The sequence below is a fragment of the Blastococcus sp. SYSU D00695 genome (genome assembly GCF_054050555.1).
In genome coordinates, this window is sequence record NZ_JBJGZP010000034.1 from 1 (window position 1) to 16,488 (window position 16,488).

Annotated in this window: 18 protein-coding genes; 1 reads left to right on the forward strand and 17 read right to left on the reverse strand. The window is 75.3% G+C overall.

Annotated features, from left to right (window positions below; translation table 11 throughout):
• Positions 1–107: 107 nt before the first annotated feature.
• The 17 genes from ACI781_RS17200 to ACI781_RS17280 all read right to left on the reverse strand — a co-directional run bounded on the left by ACI781_RS17200 (position 108) and on the right by ACI781_RS17280 (position 15,763).
• Complete coding sequence (locus tag ACI781_RS17200; protein WP_456567346.1) at positions 108–701, reverse strand: adenine phosphoribosyltransferase; 594 nt, start codon at positions 699–701, stop codon at positions 108–110.
• On the reverse strand, positions 698–2,095 hold the full coding sequence (gene secF, locus ACI781_RS17205; RefSeq protein WP_456567347.1) for a protein translocase subunit SecF: 1,398 nt from the start codon (positions 2,093–2,095) through the stop codon (positions 698–700). Before secF ends, ACI781_RS17200 begins: the two co-directional genes overlap by 4 nt.
• Positions 2,092–3,804, reverse strand: coding sequence for a protein translocase subunit SecD (gene secD / locus ACI781_RS17210; RefSeq protein ID WP_456567348.1), 1,713 nt, complete (start codon positions 3,802–3,804; stop codon positions 2,092–2,094). The genes secF and secD overlap by 4 nt, the downstream gene beginning before the upstream one ends.
• 7 nt (positions 3,805–3,811) lie before the next feature.
• Entirely contained in the window at positions 3,812–4,162 is a 351-nt protein-coding gene (gene yajC, locus ACI781_RS17215) for a preprotein translocase subunit YajC (RefSeq protein WP_456567349.1), read from the reverse strand.
• 161 nt (positions 4,163–4,323) lie between these two features.
• A complete protein-coding gene (gene ruvB / locus ACI781_RS17220; RefSeq protein ID WP_456567350.1) occupies positions 4,324–5,448 on the reverse strand; it encodes a Holliday junction branch migration DNA helicase RuvB in 1,125 nt (374 codons plus the stop codon).
• Between the two features lie 22 nt (positions 5,449–5,470).
• The gene (ruvA, locus tag ACI781_RS17225; protein ID WP_456567351.1) at positions 5,471–6,127 is read right to left on the reverse strand and encodes a Holliday junction branch migration protein RuvA; all 657 of its coding nucleotides are present in this window, start codon (positions 6,125–6,127) and stop codon (positions 5,471–5,473) included.
• Positions 6,112–6,672 carry a crossover junction endodeoxyribonuclease RuvC gene (gene ruvC / locus ACI781_RS17230; protein ID WP_456567352.1) on the reverse strand — a complete coding sequence of 187 codons (561 nt, stop codon included), beginning with the start codon at positions 6,670–6,672 and terminating at the stop codon, positions 6,112–6,114. Before ruvC ends, ruvA begins: the two co-directional genes overlap by 16 nt.
• A gap of 118 nt (positions 6,673–6,790) precedes the next feature.
• The gene (locus ACI781_RS17235; RefSeq protein WP_456567353.1) at positions 6,791–7,540 is read right to left on the reverse strand and encodes a YebC/PmpR family DNA-binding transcriptional regulator; all 750 of its coding nucleotides are present in this window, start codon (positions 7,538–7,540) and stop codon (positions 6,791–6,793) included.
• On the reverse strand, positions 7,537–8,211 hold the full coding sequence (pdxT, locus tag ACI781_RS17240) for a pyridoxal 5'-phosphate synthase glutaminase subunit PdxT (RefSeq protein ID WP_456567354.1): 675 nt from the start codon (positions 8,209–8,211) through the stop codon (positions 7,537–7,539). Before pdxT ends, ACI781_RS17235 begins: the two co-directional genes overlap by 4 nt.
• Complete coding sequence (gene pdxS, locus ACI781_RS17245; RefSeq protein WP_456567355.1) at positions 8,208–9,107, reverse strand: pyridoxal 5'-phosphate synthase lyase subunit PdxS; 900 nt, start codon at positions 9,105–9,107, stop codon at positions 8,208–8,210. Before pdxS ends, pdxT begins: the two co-directional genes overlap by 4 nt.
• A gap of 60 nt (positions 9,108–9,167) precedes the next feature.
• Positions 9,168–9,722 (reverse strand): hypothetical protein, encoded by a 555-nt coding sequence (locus tag ACI781_RS17250; RefSeq protein ID WP_456567356.1) that lies wholly within the window; start codon positions 9,720–9,722, stop codon positions 9,168–9,170.
• Between the two features lie 11 nt (positions 9,723–9,733).
• Positions 9,734–10,948 (reverse strand): glycosyltransferase family 4 protein, encoded by a 1,215-nt coding sequence (locus ACI781_RS17255; RefSeq protein WP_456567357.1) that lies wholly within the window; start codon positions 10,946–10,948, stop codon positions 9,734–9,736.
• Entirely contained in the window at positions 10,948–11,937 is a 990-nt protein-coding gene (locus tag ACI781_RS17260; protein WP_456567358.1) for a phosphatidylinositol mannoside acyltransferase, read from the reverse strand. The genes ACI781_RS17255 and ACI781_RS17260 overlap by 1 nt, the downstream gene beginning before the upstream one ends.
• Entirely contained in the window at positions 11,934–12,566 is a 633-nt protein-coding gene (gene pgsA / locus ACI781_RS17265; protein WP_456567359.1) for a phosphatidylinositol phosphate synthase, read from the reverse strand. Before pgsA ends, ACI781_RS17260 begins: the two co-directional genes overlap by 4 nt.
• Position 12,567: 1 nt before the next feature.
• Positions 12,568–13,173, reverse strand: coding sequence for an HIT family protein (locus tag ACI781_RS17270; RefSeq protein WP_456567360.1), 606 nt, complete (start codon positions 13,171–13,173; stop codon positions 12,568–12,570).
• A complete protein-coding gene (gene thrS / locus ACI781_RS17275) occupies positions 13,170–15,209 on the reverse strand; it encodes a threonine--tRNA ligase (protein WP_456567361.1) in 2,040 nt (679 codons plus the stop codon). The genes ACI781_RS17270 and thrS overlap by 4 nt, the downstream gene beginning before the upstream one ends.
• A 164-nt stretch (positions 15,210–15,373) precedes the next feature.
• Positions 15,374–15,763 carry an HNH endonuclease gene (locus ACI781_RS17280; protein ID WP_456567362.1) on the reverse strand — a complete coding sequence of 130 codons (390 nt, stop codon included), beginning with the start codon at positions 15,761–15,763 and terminating at the stop codon, positions 15,374–15,376.
• A 173-nt stretch (positions 15,764–15,936) separates the two neighbouring features.
• On the opposite strand from ACI781_RS17280, the gene ACI781_RS17285 reads away from it, so the two are divergent.
• Positions 15,937–16,488, forward strand: a complete 552-nt coding sequence (locus ACI781_RS17285) for a dihydrofolate reductase family protein (RefSeq protein ID WP_456567363.1) — start codon at positions 15,937–15,939, stop codon at positions 16,486–16,488.

Here is a 16,488-nt window from a genome sequence, read left to right on the forward strand (position 1 = left end):
CCCCCCCCCCCGCCCCCCACCCCCCCCCCCCCCCCCCCCCCCCCCCCCCCCCCCCCCCCCCCCCCCCCCGCCCCCCCCCCCCCCCCGCCCCCCCCCCCCCCCGCCGCTCAGGCCGTCCAGAGCGCGTGCACGGTGTGCGGCGCCAGCACCTGACGGCCCCCGAGGTCGGCCAGCTCGACGACGACCGAGACCGCCGTGACCACGCCACCCAGCTCCTCGACCAGGCCGATCGCCGCCGCCAGCGTCCCGCCGGTGGCCAGGACGTCGTCCACCACGAGGACCCGCTGGCCGGCGACGATGGAGTCGGTGTGCAGCTCCAGCGCGGCCGAGCCGTACTCGAGGTCGTACTGCGCCGACACGCGGCGCCGGGGCAGCTTGCCGGCCTTGCGGACGGGCACCACGCCCACGCCGGCGTCGAGCGCGACGGCGGCGGCCAGCAGGAAGCCGCGGGCCTCCACGCCGACCACCACGTCGAAGCCCGGGTGCCCGGCGTCCCCGGACGAGGCGAGCGCCGCCACCCGCGGGTCGACGGCGGCCGGCGTGGCCAGGCCGTCGACGACCCGGCGGAAGGCCGGACCGTCGGCGAAGACCGGTGTCAGGTCCCGGAACACGACCCCCGGGGACGGGAAGTCGGGGACGTCCACGGTGAGCGAGGCGATCAGCTCGTCGATGGCCGGCTGGGCACCGGCGCCGGCCGTCACCGGCGCTTCCTCGACCCGCCGCGACGACCGTCCGGCCGCTGCGGCCGCGCGCCGGGCCGCGGCGCGGCGGTGGCCCCGCCGGGCCGCACCGACGCCGGCGACTCGACGACGACGTCGGCCTCCACCGGGCCCAGGTCCTCCTCGCGCTCGGCGACGCCGACCGCCGACGAGCGCCGCGCCGCCGCGGACCGCCGGGCGCTGGCGACCGGCGCCCGCCCGGGACCACCCGCCCGCCCGCCGACCGCGCGGGCGTCCGAGGCGCGGCGGGCCAGCACCCGCTTGCGCAGGGCGACGACCTCCGGCTCGCGCTCCTTGAGGTCGGCCACGATCGGGGTGGCCAGGAAGATCGACGAGTACGCGCCCGCGGCGAGACCGACGAACAGCACCAGCGCCAGGTCCTTGAGGGTGCCGACGCCCAGCAGCCCGGCCCCGACGAACAGCAGCCCGGCCACCGGCAGCAGCGCGATCACCGAGGTGTTGATCGACCGCATCAGGGTCTGGTTCACCGCGAGGTTGGCCGCCTCGCCCCAGGTCATGCGGGCGCTCTGCGACAGGCCCCGCGTGTTCTCGTCCACCTTGTCGAAGACGACGACGGTGTCGTACAGGGAGAACCCGAGGATGGTCAGGAAGCCGACGACCGTGGAGGGCGTGACCTCGAAGCCGATGAGCGAGTACACGCCGGCGGTCACGACGATGTCGTGCAGCAGCGCGACGATCGCGCCGATCGCCATCTTCGGCTGGAACCGGATGGCGAGGAAGGCGATGACCGCGGCCAGGAACACCGCGAGCGCGATGAGCGCCTGCTCGGTGATGTCGGCCCCCCACTCGGCGCTCACCGACTCGGGGCTGACCTGGTCCTCCTGCACGCCCGCGGCGTCGGCGACGGCCGTGACGACGGCGCGCTCGCCGTCGTTGTCCAGGCCCTCGGTGCGCAGCAGGATCGAGTTGCCGCCGACCACCTGCGCGGACGCCACCTCGGCCCCGGCGTCCTCGGCGGCCGCGCGGACGTCGGCCAGCTGCTCGGTGGAGCCGGGCAGCCGGAAGCTGTTGCCCCCCGCGAAGTCGATGCCGAGGTTGAAGCCGCGGAACAGCATCGAGGCGATGCAGATGAGCACCACCACGGCGGTCACCCGGTAGATGAGCCGGCTGTGGCCGACCACGTCGAGCCCGGCCTCGCCGTTGTACAGCCGGTGGGCCAGCGAGGCGCGGCGGGCGGGACGGCGGACCGGGGTGGTCACGACGTCCTCGCCCTCGCGCGGCAGCCCGGCCTCGGCCAGGGCGGCGTCGTCCGCGGCGGCCGCGGCGTCGGCGGTGGCCGCGGAGGCGTCACGGCCCTCGTCGGCGTCCGTGCCGAGGGGGATCTCCTCCTCGGCCCGGTCGGGCTCGCGGCTCATGCCTGGCTCCTGTCCGTGGACGTGCTGCCCGCACGGGCACCCGCGCCGACCAGCGACCGGCCGGCCCCCGGCGCGGGGGCGGCCGCGCCCGGCCGGTCGACGCCGCGGCCCAGCCCCGAGAAGCGGGTGCTGCCGAAGGACCGGAACCGGGCGAGGACCGCCAGCAGCGGGTGGGTGAAGAGGAACACGACCACGAGGTCGAGCACCGTGGACATGCCCAGCGTGAACGCGAAGCCCTTCACGTCCCCGATGGCCAGCCAGTAGAGGATCGCGGCGGCGAGGAAGCTCACCGCGTCGGCGGAGAGGATCGTCCGGCGGGCGCGGACCCAGGCCCGCGGCACGGCCGAGCGCAGCGTGCGGCCCTCGCGGATCTCGTCCTTGAGCCGTTCGAAGTAGACGACGAACGAGTCCGCGGTGATGCCGATCGACACGATGAACCCGGCGATGCCGGCGAGGCTGAGCGTGAAGCCGATCTCCCGGCCCAGGAGCACCAGGCAGGCGTAGACGACGACCGCCGACAGGCCCAGGCTGGCGATCATCACCAGGCCGAGCAGGCGGTAGTAGACCAGCGCGTAGACGAAGACCAGGCCGACGCCGATGGCGCCGGCGATGAGCCCGGCGCGCAGCTGCTCGGCGCCGAGCTCGGTGGAGATGGACTGGGCGGTCGCCTGCTCGAAGGTCAGCGGCAGCGCGCCGTACTTCAGCTGGTTGGCCAGCTGCGTGGCGCTCTCCTGGTCGAACTGCCCGGTGATCGTGGTCGGGTTCGTCGTGATCGCCGACTGGATGACCGGGGCGGACACGACGCGCTCGTCGAGGGTGAAGGCCACCTGCTCCTGGATGTGCGCCGCGGTGTAGTCGGCCCAGGCCTGCTCGCCCTCGCCGTCGAAGTCCAGCAGGACGATCCACTCGCCGGTGCCCGACTGGGTGCCCGACCGGGCGTCGTCGATCGAGGTGCCCTCGATGATCGTCGGCCCGAGCAGGTACTTCTGGGTGCCGTCCTCGGAGCAGGCGGCGATGTAGGACGCCGGGTCGGCCGGCAGCGCCGTCTCGTCCTGCGAGTCGCAGCGCAGCGCGTCGTACGCGGGCGCCGCCTCCTGCGGCGAGGCGTAGACCGGCGGGGCCGTCGGCTCGGCCTGGTCGCCCGTGGGCGCGGCGGAGTCCGTCGGGGTGGCACCGTCCGTCGGGGTGGCACCGTCCGTCGGGGCGGCCGTGTCGCTCGGCGCGGCCGTGTCGCTCGGCGCGGCCGTGTCGCTCGGGGCGGCCGGATCGCTCGGCGCCGCGGTGTCGCCGGCGGAGACGGTCGGGTCCAGCGACGCGCAGATGCCGGTGGTGTCCGTCGCCGAGGGGCAGACCACCGGGCGGAAGCGCAGCTGCGCCGTCTGGCCGAGCTCGCGGGCCTGCTCGCCGTCGTCCCCGGGCACGGAGATGACGATGTTCTGGTCGCCCTCGGTGACCACCTCGGCCTCGGCCACGCCGAGACCGTTGACCCGCTGCTCGATGATCTGGCGGGCCAGCTCGAGGTCCTCGGGCGCGGGCGCCTTCCCGTCGGCCGTCTTCGCCGTCAGCGTGACGGTCGTGCCGCCGCGCAGGTCCAGGCCCAGCTGGGGGGTGCGGGTGTCGCCGGTGGCGAACACCAGCGCGTACAGCCCGGCGACGATCAGCAGGAAGGCGCCGAAGTACCGGCGCGCGGGGAGCTGTCGGTTGGCCATGCCGACCTCAGCGCGAGGTGTCGGCGGGGCCACCGTCGACGATGCCCGGGGTGTCGTCCCCGGGGGTGGTCCCGCCCGCCACGGCCTCGCCGCCGGCGGCCGGCTTGCGCACCTCGAGGATGGCCTGCCGGACGAAGGTCATGACGACGCCCGGGGCGACCTCGACGTCGACCGTCGAGTCGGTCTTGCCGGTGACCGTCCCGTGGATGCCGCTGGTGGTCATGATCGGCGTCCCGGGCTGCAACGCGTCCTGCATCTGCTGCTGCTGTGCGGCCATCCGCTTGCGCTGGCGGGCCGGCAGGACGATGAGCAGCACGAAGGCCAGCACGAGCAGGATGAGCGGGAAGTACGACTCCACGGCGGGGATGCCTCTCTACCGCGCCGGGACCGCGCGCGGTGGGTGCGGCCCGGGACGGGACCGCTCGGGTACGTCGGCTGCGGCGCGCACAGCGACCAGCCGTGGAGCGCACGGCCGGCCGGACCGTTGCGCAGTCGAGTTGCGCGCCAGCGTGGAGGAGTCTAGGCGTCGAACAGCGGTTCGGTGTCCGGGCGCGGGGCCAGCGTGGCGGGTGAGCCACCCCCGAGGGGGAGACCACCGCGCGGCAGCGGCTGGCCGAGGTGCCGCCAGGCCGCCTCCGTGGCGACCCGGCCCCGCGGTGTGCGGGCCAGCAGGCCGGCGCGCACGAGGAACGGCTCGCACACCTCCTCGACCGTGTGCGGCTCCTCCCCCACGGCGACGGCCAGGGTGGAGACGCCCACCGGGCCGCCGCCGAAGCGCACGACCAGGGCCTCGAGCACGGCCCGGTCCAGCCGGTCCAGCCCCAGGTCGTCGACGTCGTAGAGCGCCAGCGCCGCCTGCGCCACCGCCCGGGTCACCCGCCCGTCGGCCTCGACCTCGGCGTAGTCGCGCACCCGGCGCAGGAGCCGGTTGGCGATCCGCGGGGTCCCCCGGGAGCGGCCGGCTATCTCCGCCGACCCGTCCGCGGTCAGCTCCACGCCCAGCAGCTCCGCGCTGCGGGCGAGCACCTGCTGCAGCTCCGCCGGCTCGTAGAACTCCATCTGCCCGACGAAGCCGAACCGGTCCCGCAGCGGGCCGGTCAGCAGGCCGGCCCGGGTGGTGGCGCCGACCAGCGTGAACGGGTTGATGTCGAGCGGGATCGCCGTCGCGCCCGGCCCCTTGCCGACGACGACGTCGACCCGGAAGTCCTCCATCGCCATGTACAGCAGTTCCTCGGCGGGCCGCGCGATGCGGTGGATCTCGTCGATGAACAGCACGTCGCCGGGACCGAGGTTGGACAGCATCGCCGCGAGGTCGCCGGAGCGCTCGATCGCCGGGCCGCTGGTGATCTTCACCGCCGTGCCGAGCTCCGAGCCGATGATGAGCGCCAGGCTGGTCTTGCCCAGCCCGGGCGGTCCGGACAGCAGCACGTGGTCCGGCGGGCGCCCCCGGCGCTTGGCGCCCTCGAGCACCAGCGCGAGCTGCCGGGCCACCTTGGGCTGCCCGATGAAGTCGTGCAGCGAGTGCGGCCGCAGCGCCGACTCGACGACGCGCTCCTCGTCCCCGGCCTGCGGCGACACCCCCAGGTCCCGGCCCAGCCCGTCGGCCACCTCGCCGGACAGCCCGCGGTCGAACGGCGACGTCACGCGGCTCCCCTCCCCCGGCGGGTCACGAGCGGCCCAGCAGCTGGATCGCCTGCCGCAGCAGGACGGCGATCTGCACGCCGCCGGCGGCCAGCTGCTCGTCGGCGACCGGCTCCAGCGCGGTCAGCGCCGTCTCGGCCTCCTTGCCGCTCCAGCCGAGCCCGACCAGGGCGTTGGTCAGCTGCGAGCGCCACGGGGCGACCGGGGTCAGCGGCGCGGCGCCGGCCGGCAGCTGCGGGGCGTCGAGCTGGGTGTCGCTCGTGGTGGTGCCGAGCCGGTCGCGCAGCTCGAGGATCAGCCGCTCGGCACCCTTCTTGCCGATGCCCGGCACCTGCATGAGCGCCTTGACGTCGGCCATCGACACCGCGCGGCGCACCTCGCGCGGCGGGTGGATGGCCAGCACCGCCTGGGCCAGCCGCGGACCGACGCCGTTGGCCGTCTGCAGCAGCTCGAACAGCTGGCGCTCGTCGTCGTCGGCGAAGCCGTAGAGGGTGAGCGAGTCCTCCCGCACGACCAGGCTGGTCGACAGCCGGGCGCTCTCCCCCACCTGCAGCCGCGCGATGGTGCCCGGGGTGCACTGCACCGCCAGGCCCACGCCCCCGACCTCCACCACGGCGCCGTCCGGCGACACCGCGGCGACCACGCCGTTCACGCTCGCGATCACGTTCAGACCCCCTGCCACCGCGGCAGCGTCCGCGGCTGGATGCTCGCTCCGATGCCCCCGGCCAGGGCAGCCACCCGCAACCGCTGCTGCGCCGGCCCGCGCCACACGTGGCAGACCGCCAGCGCCAGCGCGTCGGCGGCGTCGGCGGGCTTGGGCGCGGTGGCCAGGCCGAGGACCCGGGTGACCATGAGCGTCACCTGCTCCTTGTCGGCCCGGCCGTTGCCGGAGATGGCGGCCTTGACCTCGCTGGGCGTGTGCCAGGCGACCGGCCGGTCGGCCTGCGCCGCCGCGAGCGCGGCGACGCCGGCGGCCTGCGCGGTCCCCGTCGCGGTGCCCTTGTTGTTCTGGGTGAACACCCGCTCGATGGCGACGACGTCGGGCCGGTGCTCGCGCAGCAGCGCCGTGACCGCGGTGTGCAGCTCCAGCAGCCGCAGCTCCAGGTCGAGGTCGGGCGAGCTGCGGACGACGCCCACGCCGATCGCCGCCGGCCGCGCGCCGGGACGCCCGTCCACGACGCCCCACCCGCACCGGGTGAGGCCGGGGTCGATGCCCAGCACCCGCATGGACGCCTCCTGGTCGCCGAACTGGTGTTCGACCGAGGCTATCCCTCGCGACCGACTGCACGGCACCGACACACCGCCGGCCGCCCTCCTGGGGACCGGCGCCGAGCGTGGGGGGTGCCTAGATCTTCTCGAGGACCTCGTCGGAGACGTCGTAGTTGGCGTAGACGTTCTGCACGTCGTCGCAGTCCTCGAGGGCGTCGATGAGCCGGAAGACCTTGCCCGCCGCCTCCTCGTCGAGCTCGACGCTGACGCTGGGCACGAACGCGGCGTCGGCCGAGTCGTAGTCGATGCCGGCGTCCTGCAGCGCGGTGCGGACGGCGACCAGGTCCGTCGGCTCGCACACGACCTCGAACGACTCGCCGGAGTCGCGGACCTCCTCGGCGCCGGCGTCGAGCACGGCCATGAGCACCGAGTCCTCGTCCACGCCGTCGGCCGCCGGCACCACGATCACGCCCTTGCGGGAGAAGAGGTAGGAGACCGAGCCCGGGTCGGCCATGGACCCGCCGTTGCGGGTCATCGCCGTGCGGACCTCCATGGCCGACCGGTTCTTGTTGTCGGTCAGGCACTCGATGAGGACGGCGACCCCGCCGGGCGCGTAGCCCTCGTAGGTGATGCCCTGGTAGTCGACCCCGCCGGCCTCGGCGCCCGACCCGCGCTTGACGGCGCGGTCGATGTTGTCGTTGGGGACCGAGCTCTTCTTGGCCTTCTGGATGGCGTCGAACAGCGTCGGGTTGCCCGCCGGGTCCCCGCCGCCGGTGCGGGCGGCGACCTCGATGTTCTTGATCAGCTTCGCGAAGAGCTTGCCCCGCTTGGCGTCGATCCCGGCCTTCTTGTGCTTCGTGGTCGCCCACTTGGAGTGGCCGCTCATGAGGGTCTCCTCTCCTCCCCGGCGTCGGCGCCGGACCTGCGTCCCCGCGCGGCGCGCACCATCTGGACGAAGAGCGCGTGCACCCGGCGGTCGCCGGTCAGTTCGGGGTGGAAGCTGGTGGCCAGGAGGACGCCCTGGCGAACCGCCACGATCTTACCGTCGCCGGTACCGCCCACGACCCGGCCGAGGACCTCGACCGCGGGGCCGGTCTCCTCCACCCAGGGCGCCCGGATGAACACCGCGGGCACGGGCGCGCCGGCCAGGTCCGGCCCGGCCAGCTCGACCGAGGACTCGAAGGAGTCCACCTGCCGGCCGAAGGCGTTGCGCCGCACCGTGACGTCGAGCCCGCCGACGGTCTCCTGCCCGGCCGGGGCGCCGGCGAGCCGGTCGGCGAGCAGCACCATCCCGGCGCACGAGCCGTACACCGGCAGCCCGCCGCGCACGGCGTCCCGCAGCGGCTGCAGCAGGCCGAACCGGGCGGCGAGCTTGACGATGGTCGTGGACTCACCGCCGGGCAGCACCAGGCCGTCGACGGCCGCCAGCTCCTCCGGCCGGCGCACCGTCACCGCGACGGCGCCCTCGGCCGCCAGCGCCGCCAGGTGCTCGCGGACGTCGCCCTGCAGGGCCAGCACCCCGATCACGGGGCCGCCGGTGGGACCGGGCGCCGTCACCAGCCGCGGGTGGCGAACCGCTCGGACTCCGGCAGCGTCGCCACGTTGATCCCCACCATGGCCTCGCCGAGCCCGCGCGAGACCTTGGCGATCACGTCGGCGTCGTCGTGGAAGGTCGTGGCCTGCACGATGGCCGCGGCGCGCTGCGCCGGGTCGCCGGACTTGAAGATGCCCGAGCCGACGAAGACGCCCTCGGCGCCCAGCTGCATCATCATCGCCGCGTCCGCCGGGGTGGCGATGCCGCCGGCGGTGAAGAGCACGACCGGCAGCTTGCCGGTGCGGGCCACCTCGACGACCAGGTCGTGCGGGGCGCGCAGCTCCTTCGCGGCGACGAACAGCTCGGTCTCGTCGAGGGTGCCCAGCGCCCGGATGCCGGCGCGGATCGCGCGCATGTGCCGCACGGCCTCGACGACGTTGCCGGTGCCCGCCTCGCCCTTGGAGCGGATCATCGCCGCGCCCTCGGCGATGCGGCGCAGCGCCTCGCCCAGGTCGGTCGCGCCGCAGACGAAGGGCACCGTGAAGGCGTGCTTGTCGATGTGGTGGGCCTCGTCGGCGGGGGTGAGGACCTCGGACTCGTCGATGTAGTCCACGCCGAGGCTCTGCAGCACCTGCGCCTCGACGAAGTGCCCGATCCGCGCCTTGGCCATCACCGGGATGGACACCGCGGAGACGATCCCCTCGATCATGTCCGGGTCGCTCATGCGGGCGATGCCGCCCTGCGCGCGGATGTCGGCGGGCACCCGCTCCAGCGCCATGACGGCCACCGCGCCGGCGTCCTCGGCGATCTTCGCCTGCTCGGGGGTGACGACGTCCATGATGACGCCGCCCTTGAGCTGCTCTGCCATGCCGCGCTTGACCGCGGGGGTACCGGTGACGTGGGGGATGTGCTCGGACACGGACTGCCTCGCAGGTCGGGTGGGCGGACCCGGCCGGGCCCGGCCCATCCTACGACGCGGTCAGGAGCGGCCCGGACGGGCGGCTCCGGCCAGGTCCCAGGTGCTGTCGTCGATGTCGAAGTAGCGCGGCAGCGGCCGGCGGGCGTGCAGCCGCAGGACCCGGGTCAGCCGGCGCCCGCGCAGGTCCCGGGTGTCGCGGACGGCGTCGTTGTAGAAGCGGCGGGCCAGCGCCACCCGCTGCGCCGTCCCGGCCAGGTCCGCGGCCAGCGCGGGCGGGACCCCGGGCAGGTCGTGCGGCAGGTCGCGCAGCAGCTCCCGCAGCTCCCGGCCCAGCACGTTCTCGGCGAGCTCCCGGTCCGGGGTCCAGGGCAGGCGGGCCCCGGCCGCGGCGCGGGCCAGCCGGTCGGCGCGCTCGGGCTCCAGCGCCCCGCCGCCGGCACGGGCGAGCTCGGCGGCCAGGCCGGCGCGCCGCCGCAGCTGGGTCTCCAGCGCGGTCCGGGCCCGGTCGACCCGGCCCACCAGCCGCCGCAGCCGGGTCAGCGTCCACGCCGTCCAGCAGGCGAGCAGCCCGAGGACGACGACGAGCGCGACGATCGTCCAGACGGGGAGGGCCACGGCCCACGAGGCTAGCGTCGCACCCGCCGCTGCTGCGGTCCCCGGCCGTCGCCGTCCTCGCGCGTCGCGTCCACCACGTCGGTGTCGTCGGCGGCGGCGACGACCTCGCCCGCGTCCGGCAGCACCACCGTCTCGTAGACCGCGAGCACGCGGCGGGCCACGACCGACCAGTCGTAGGCCCAGGACGCCTCCCGGCCGCGGGCGGACAGCGCGGCGCGGTGCGCGGGGTCGGCCAGCAGGTCGGCCAGGGCGGTGGCGAGCGCGGCGGCGTCCCCGCGCCGGACCAGCACGCCCACCTCGCCGTCCGCGAGGACCGCGGCGAAGGCGTCGAGGTCGGCGGCGACGATCGGGGCACCGGCGGCGAGCGCCTCGATGAGGATGATCCCGAAGGACTCCCCCAGCAGGTTCGGTGCGCAGTACACGTCCACCGACCGCAGGAACGCCGCCTTGTCGGCCTCCGACAGCTCCCCGAGCAGCTCCACGTGCGGCCGCAGCTCCGGCGGGATCGAGGCCCGCAGGGCGTCCGGGTCGCCGCGGCCGGCCACCAGCAGGCGGGCGGTGGGGTGCCGGGCGACCACCTCGGGCATCGCCTCCAGCAGCACCGGCAGGCCCTTGCGGGGCTCGTCGTAGCGGCCGAGGAAGCCGATCGTCGGACCGCCGGCGCCCCGGGCCAGGCCGGGCAGGGGCGGCCCCTCGGCGAAGGAGGCGACGTGCACGCCGTTGGGGATGACGACGGCGTCGCCGCCCAGGTGCTCGACCTGCAGCCGGCGGGCGAAGTCCGACACGGCGATGCGGCCGCTGATCCGTTCCAGCCAGGGGCGGATGACCGGCCCCCACGCGATCAGCCACTTGGAGCGGACCGTCGCCGCGTGGAAGGTGGCCACGATCGGGCCGCGGGCGAGGATGAGCACGAGCAGGCCGATGGACGGCGGCGCCGGGTCGTGCACGTGGACGACGTCGAAGTGGCCCTCGCGCAGCCACCGGCGCACCCGCGCCGCCGAGATCGGCCCGAACTGCACGCTGGCCATCGACCCGTTGTAGGGGATCGGCACCGTGCGCCCGGCGAACGTGACGTGCTCGGCGGGCAGCGACTCCTCGCGCTCGGCCGGGGTCATGATCTCGACGTGGTGGCCGAGGCCGCGCAGCGTGTCGGCGAGGTCGCGCACGTGGTACTGGACCCCGCCGGGGCGGTCCCACTGGTACGGGCAGACCAGGCCGATGCGCATCAGCGGCGTCCCGGCTCGGGGTCCGGGGGGACGTCGGGCCAGATCCGGCCGAGCACGTGCCAGTCCTCGGGCCGGCGCGCGAGGGTGGTGGTGAAGGCGTCGGCGATGCCCTGGGTGGCGGCGGTGACCCGGTCCCGCAGCCGGCCGGGGCCGGCGACCGGCACCTCCGGGTGCCAGGTCAGCCGCCACCCGCGCTCGGTGAACGAGCACACCATCGGCAGCAGCGCGGCGCCGGTCTGGGCGGCCAGCAGCGCCGGGCCGCCGGGCATGGTCGCCGGCCGGCCGGCGAGGGTGACCGGGATGCCGTTGCCGCCGAGGTCGCGGTCGCACAGCAGGCAGACCGAGCCGCCGTCGTCGAGCCACTCCCGCAGCACGGTGGCGCTGGGTCGCGGGCCGCCGGTCAGCGGGACCACCCGCATGCCCAGCGACTCGCGGAAGGCCACGAAGCGGTCGAAGAGCGACTCCGGGCGCAGCCGTTCGGCGACGGTGAGGAACGGGCCGCCCAGCCGGTCGACGAACCAGACGGCGGCGGCGTCCCAGTTGCCGCTGTGCGGCAGCGCGGCGATCACCGGCCGTCCCTCGGCGAGGGCGCGGTCCAGGTGCTCGCCGCCGACCACCTCGGTGCCGGCCACGATCCGCTCCGGCCGCAGGCGGGGCAGCCGGAACGCCTCCTGCCAGTAGCGACCGTAGGAGCGCATCGCGCGGCGGGTCAGCGCCTGCAGCTCGGCCTCGCCGAGCGTGCCGCCGGTGAGGGTGCGCAGGTTGGCCCGCAGCTGCCGGACGCCGCGCCCCTCGCGGCGGGCCACCTGCGCGAACGCGACGTCGAAGGCGCCGCGCGCCACCGGCTCGGGCAGCGCCCTGACCAGCCCCCAGCCGGCCGCGTAGCCGAGGTCGGTGAGCCCGGCGAGGGCGCGGGCACGCAGGCCGGGATCGGCAGCCTGCGGGACGGGGGCCGGCCCGGCGGGCGGGGCGGACGGCGCGGCGGTCACGGGGCCGCCGGGGCGCCGGGCAGCCGCCGTCCGGCGGCCTGGCGGTGGACCTCGACGCCCCGCTGCACCACGGTGACGGCGCTGCCGGCCAGCAGGACCCACAGGCCGACGTGCACCGCGTAGGGCAGGCCGAGGCCGGTCAACCCGGTGCCGGTGAGCACGAGGATCAGCCGCTCGGTGCGCTCGACGACGCCGACGTCGCAGGACAGGCCCACGCCCTCGGCGCGGGCCTTGACGTAGGAGGTGAGCACGCCGAGGACCAGGCAGAGCAGGGCGACCAGCGCGAGCAGCCGGTTGTCCCCGGCCCCGGTGAACCACCAGACCAGCGCGCCGAACACCGCGGCGTCGACCAGCCGGTCGAGGCTGGAGTCCAGGACCGCGCCGAACAGCGAGCCGCCGCCGCGGGCGCGGGCCAGCGCACCGTCGAGCATGTCGAGCAGGACGAACACCGTGACGGTGAACGCCCCCCAAAACAGGTGGCCGGTGGCGATGAGCGCCACGGCGCCCACGACGGAGCCGAGCGTGCCGGTCACCGTGACCGCGTCGGCCGTGACGCCGGCACGCAGCAGCCGCTGCACCACCGGCGCCCAGAACCGTCCGACGGCGGCCCTGGCCCCCGCGCCCAGCACGTCAGCCCTCCCCGGCGTCGCCCGCCGGCAGCGAGGCGGGCCACTGCGCGGCCAGCAGGGCCCGTGTCTCCCGCAGCACCTGGGGCAGCACCCGGGTGAGCCCGATGACCGGCATGAAGTTGGTGTCCCCGCCCCAGCGCGGGACGGCGTGCTGGTGCAGGTGGTCGGCGATCCCGGCGCCGGCCACCGACCCCTGGTTCATGCCGATGTTGAAGCCGTGGGCGCCGCTCACCGACCGCACCACCCGCATCGCCGTCTGGGTGAAGGCGCCCAGCTCGGCGACCTCCGCGACGGTGAGGTCGGTGTAGTCGGGCACGTGCCGGTAGGGCACGACCATGAGGTGCCCGGCGTTGTACGGGTAGAGGTTGAGGACGGCGAAGACGGTCTCGCCGCGCGCGACGACCAGCCCCTCCTCGTCGTCCATCCGCGGGATCAGGCAGAACGGGCAGTCGTGCTCGCCGGTCGGCTTCCCCTCGCCGCGGAGGTAGGCCATCCGGTACGGCGTCCACAGGTGCTCGAAGACCGCCGTCGGACCGCCGTCGTCGCTCCCGGCCACCCCGACGGGCAGGCTCTGCCCGCCCCCGGGTCCGCCCTGCGCGCCGGTCATCCGCCGACCTGCAGCGCCTCGGCGGTCGGGTCGACGTTGGCCCGCGAGGCGACCCAGGCGGCGATCGCGGCCACAGCCTGCTCGACGGGCACGCCGTTGTGCTGGCTGCCGTCGCGGAAACGGAAGGAGACCGCACCGGCGTCGGCGTCGGTGGCGCCGGCGATGAGCACGAACGGCACCTTCTGCTTGCTGGCGGTGCGGATCTTCTTCTGCATGCGGTCGTCGCTGTCGTCGACCTCGACCCGGATGCCCTGCGCGCGCAGCCGCAGCGCGACGTCGGTCAGATAGCCGACCTGCTCGTCGGTCACCGGGATGCCGACCACCTGCACCGGCGCCAGCCACGCCGGGAACGCGCCGGCGTAGTGCTCGGTGAGCACGCCGAAGAAGCGCTCGATCGAGCCGAACTTCGCCGAGTGGATCATCACCGGCTGCTCGCGGCCGCCGTCGGCGGAGGTGTACTCGAGCCCGAAACCGGCCGGCTGGTTGAAGTCGTACTGGATGGTCGACATCTGCCAGGTCCGGCCGATCGCGTCCCGGGCCTGCACGGAGATCTTCGGGCCGTAGAACGCCGCGCCGCCCGGGTCGGGGACGAGCTCGAGGCCGGTCTCGCGGGCGGCCTCCTCGAGGACGGCGGTGGCCAGCGCCCACTGCTCGTCGGAGCCGACGAACTTCGCCTGCTTGGCCGGGTCGTCGCCGCGGGTGGACAGCTCCAGGTGGTAGTCGTCCAGGCCGAAGTCGCGCAGCAGCCCGAGGACGAACGCCAGCAGGTGGCGGATCTCCCCCGGCGCCTGCTCGGGGGTCACGTAGCTGTGCGAGTCGTCCTGGGTGAGGCCCCGCACGCGGGTCAGGCCGTGCACGACGCCGGACTTCTCGTACCGGTAGACGGTGCCGAACTCGAAGAAGCGCAGCGGCAGCTCCCGGTAGGACCGCCCGCGCGACCGGAAGATCAGGTTGTGCATCGGGCAGTTCATGGCCTTGAGGTAGTACTGCGAGTTCTCCAGTTCCATCGGCGGGAACATGGTGTCGGCGTAGTACGGCAGGTGCCCGGACAGCTCGAAGACGTGGCCCTTGGTGATGTGCGGGGTGCCGACGTACTCGAAGCCCTCCTCGATGTGCCGGCGGCGGACGTAGTCCTCCATCTCCCGCTTGACCACCCCGCCCTTGGGGTGGAACACGACCAGGCCGGAGCCGATCTCGTCGGGGAAGCTGAACAGGTCCAGCTCCACGCCCAGCCGGCGGTGGTCGCGGCGCTCGGCCTCGGCCAGGTGCTCCAGGTACGCCTTGTGGGCGTCCTTGCTCTCCCAGGCGGTGCCGTAGATGCGCTGCAGCTGCGGGTTCTTCTCGCTCCCCCGCCAGTAGGCGGCGGCGCTGCGGGTCAGCGAGAACGCGGGGATGGTGCTGGTGCGCGGCAGGTGCGGGCCGCGGCACAGGTCGGTCCAGACGCGCTCGCCGGTGCGGGCGTCGAGGTTGTCGTACATGGTCAGCTGGGCGCCGCCCACCTCGACGTCGGCGCCCTCCGCTGCCTCGCCGGCACCGCCCTTGAGCCCGATGAGCTCCAGCTTGTACGGCTCGGCGGCGAGCTCGGCCTCGGCGTCGGCGTCGCTGATCTCGCGGCGGGCGAAGTGCTGGCCGGCGCGGACGATCTCGGTCATCCGCTTCTCGAGGGCCTGCAGGTCCTCGGGGGTGAACGGCCGCTCGGGCTCGAAGTCGTAGTAGAAGCCGTTCTCCACCGGCGGCCCGATGCCCAGGCGGGTGCCGGGGAAGAGGTCCTGCACCGCCTGGGCGAGCACGTGGGCGGCCGAGTGCCGGATGACCGCCCGGCCGTCGGGGCTGGCCGCCGGGACCGGCTCCACCTCGGCGTCGGCCTCCGGGGCCCACGCGAGGTCGCGCAGCTCGCCGCTCGCCAGGTCGCGGACGACGACGGCGCCGTCGGGCCCCTTGAGCGGGACGCCGGCGTCCTTGAGCGCCTGCTGGGCCGTCGTCCCGGCCGGCACCCGGACCGGGGTGGCGACGGCGGGGGTGGGCGCGGCGGACACGGGTTCTCCTCGGCAGGACGGCAGGCCCGGCCGGGCGGCACGGGACACGTGCAGGGTATCCACCGGCGTGCCCCAGGCCGGTGCACGTTCCCACCTCGACCCCGGCGTGAGCTCGGTCTCCGCGCCCGGGTCTCGACCTCCGATCGAGGGTGAGACCCGGTGCGTCAGGCGCCCGCCGCCCGCGGGCCACGCCGGCGGAGGCGGCGCAGCTGCGCGTCCAGGTAGGGCCGCGCGCGGCGCTGGCCGCCCCGCTCCGCGATCGCCGCCGCCAGGCCGGTGAGCGCCCGCTCCAGCCGCGCCGCGTCCGGCGTCCAGCCGCGCCGCCGGCACTCCTCCAGCCAGTCCACGGGCGCCGCGTGCCCGCGGCCGGCGTTGCAGCGACGGCAGGCGGCCACCTCGTTCTCCGGCCAGGACGGGCCGCCCTTGACCCGCGGCACGACGTGCTCGGTGGTGGGCGGCACGAGCCCGCCGAGGTCGCGGCCGCACCAGATGCACGTCGCGCCGTCGCGCTCCAGCGCGGCGCTCAGGCGGGTGGCGCGGTCCGGCTGGGGCACTCCCCCATGGTCCGCCCGGCCCGCGCCGCGCGCCCGGGCCGCGCCGGCGGCGGTCGCTCCGCCGGCCCTCCCCGTGGCGACCGATGAGTCGGGGGGACCCCCGCCGTCTCCCCCTGCGACAGACTCCCGGGCGACGGCCACGAGGCCTCCCGGACGACACGAGGAGCAGACGCATGGGTGCGATCAGGGTGCACGAGTTCACGACCGTCGACGGCGTCGTCGACGCCCCGATGTGGACGATGGACTACGGGTTCCCGGAGGACCTGGCCGCGTCCATCGGCTCGATCACGGCCCCGGCGACGGGGATCCTGCTGGGCCGCACGACCTTCGAGATGTTCGCGCCGGCATGGTCGACGCGGACCGCGGAGGACGACCCGGGCGCGCCGTTCTTCAACGACACGACCAAGCACGTCGTCTCGGCCACGCTGACCGACGCCGAGTCGGTGTGGCGGAACTCCTCGGTGGTCGGTGGCTACGACGCCGACCGGATCCGCGCCCTGAAGGCCGAGGGCGACCTCTACGTCAGCGGCAGCGCGACGCTGGTGCGGGCGCTGGTCGCCGACCGGCTGGTGGACGAGCTGCACCTCTACGTCTACCCGGTCGCCGTGGGCGAGGGCATCCGGCTGTTCCCGGAGGGGACGGCGCGGACCCCGCTGGCCCTGCTGGGCGCCGAGGCGCTGTCCAACGGCGTGGTGCACCTGACCTACGGACCGGCCGCGCCGTAG

Bases quoted from the DNA above. Each gene is read 5' to 3' on its own strand.
- ruvC (WP_456567352.1), bottom strand. From the start codon at position 6,672: ATGCGGGTGCTGGGCATCGACCCCGGCCTCACCCGGTGCGGGTGGGGC.
- ACI781_RS17255 (WP_456567357.1), bottom strand. From the start codon at position 10,948: ATGCGCATCGGCCTGGTCTGCCCGTACCAGTGGGACCGCCCCGGCGGG.
- secF (WP_456567347.1), bottom strand. From the start codon at position 2,095: ATGAGCCGCGAGCCCGACCGGGCCGAGGAGGAGATCCCCCTCGGCACG.
- ACI781_RS17285 (WP_456567363.1), top strand. From the start codon at position 15,937: ATGGGTGCGATCAGGGTGCACGAGTTCACGACCGTCGACGGCGTCGTC.
- ACI781_RS17270 (WP_456567360.1), bottom strand. From the start codon at position 13,173: ATGACCGGCGCGCAGGGCGGACCCGGGGGCGGGCAGAGCCTGCCCGTC.
- secD (WP_456567348.1), bottom strand. From the start codon at position 3,804: ATGGCCAACCGACAGCTCCCCGCGCGCCGGTACTTCGGCGCCTTCCTG.
- ACI781_RS17235 (WP_456567353.1), bottom strand. From the start codon at position 7,540: ATGAGCGGCCACTCCAAGTGGGCGACCACGAAGCACAAGAAGGCCGGG.